The 1,554-nt window shown below is 39.3% G+C and carries 1 protein-coding gene; it reads left to right on the forward strand.

The window, feature by feature from the left end:
* Positions 1-127: 127 nt before the first annotated feature.
* Positions 128-1,483, forward strand: a complete 1,356-nt coding sequence (locus R2B72_RS18475; protein WP_318618369.1) for a transposase — start codon at positions 128-130, stop codon at positions 1,481-1,483.
* Positions 1,484-1,554: the final 71 nt, after the last annotated feature.

Genomic DNA, 1,554 nt, shown 5'->3' on the forward strand with positions numbered 1-1,554 from the left:
TGAGTTAATTTCATAATTCCTATCCCTTTGGTATCAAGGGTTTCAATCAAATAAAAATGAGACACCTCCCCAAATTCGGTATAATGGTAGCGACTAAACAACCAATATCGAATGGAGTGAATGCCTCATGACTATTATAAAACAAATTAGCTTTTTTGGCATCCAACAATTATTCGAAATGGAAAGTTCGCATCGTTTTGATTCGATTTTTGCCACATTCGATGTACAACCAATCTTTCATCTCTTTTCTAAAAAGACGCTGCGTGGTGCTCCGCGCGAATGTAATTACGGTGCGATGATTCAATCATTGATTATTCGTATTGTAGAACGTATCCCGACCGTAAAGGATTTAAGAAAACGTTTAGTCAACGATCCTTTATTCCGTTTAGATTGTGGGTTTCTTTTCTCAGACTCCGTCCCTTCAGAGGCTACTTTTTCACGTATAATTCGTGTGATTAGTCAGTCCGATGTGCTTGATAAAATGCAAGATGAACTGATTCAAACTGCCTTTGTAGAAGGCTTTCTTTGTGATGAACACCTTGCCTTCGATGCCACACATTTCGAAGCACGTGATGCATCTATTCCTTCTGAGAAAAAAGAAGCTGAGCCACCGAAGAAACGTGGACGTAAAACAAAAGAAGAACAGGCAGCTTGGCTCGCTGAACAAGCAGAAATCGAAGCGAATTTAACAACTTATGAAAAGAAATTGGAAGCGCAGTTGTCGATTCCAGTTGAAACACTTTGGCAAGACATACCGATTGAGCCGAAGTGGGGCATCAAGAAAAATAGTGGTGGTAAAAATACGTTCTGGTACGGCTTTAAGGGACATCTGGCTGTGTCATCGAAAAGTCAGTATATTGTAGGTCGCCTTATGTCGTCGGGTAATTTATCTGACAGTAAAGCGGCTATCCCACTACTAAAAAAGATAGATGCCATCATGCCAAAACAGTTTACGACAGCATTATTCGATGCAGGTTATGATTATGAACCGATCTATAAACAAGCACTGGCGCAAACGATGCGTGTCGTGATTCCATATAATGTTCGAAATGAAGGTGAATATATAGGATTCGATGACCATTTTCGGCCCACTTGTGTACGTGAACATAGTTACTGTTATGACAGCTTCGATGAAAAATACCGTACATTAAAATTTACACGCCCGAAAGAATGCCGTACATGTCCATTGCGAGAGGATTCACTCTGTCAAAAGGTGTTCAAAATCAAATGTGAAACGGATATTCGAAAATACACGTATCCAGCACGCGGCTCAGAATTATGGAAGAAACTTTATAAAGAACGTACCGCAGTCGAACGCGTCAACGCTTATTTGAAAGAGTACTTTCAATTAAACAATGTTCGTCACCGTACAGGTGAAAAAGCAAAACTGCACTTCAACCTTGTGACGTTTATTTATAATGCCTGCAAATTGGCAGTGGATCGAATGAATGTCTTATTACAGACACAAAACAAAGCTGCATAATTTTTAAAAGCGTATTTTTTGATAGAGGAGCAGTCTAAGCTCTTGAAAAAGATGATTTATGAAATTGATTC

Source organism: Sporosarcina sp. YIM B06819 (assembly GCF_033485175.1).
Classification (GTDB): domain Bacteria; phylum Bacillota; class Bacilli; order Bacillales_A; family Planococcaceae; genus Sporosarcina.

Excerpts from the sequence above, each read along its gene's own strand:
- R2B72_RS18475 (WP_318618369.1), top strand. The coding sequence starts at position 128 with ATGACTATTATAAAACAAATTAGCTTTTTTGGCATCCAACAATTATTC.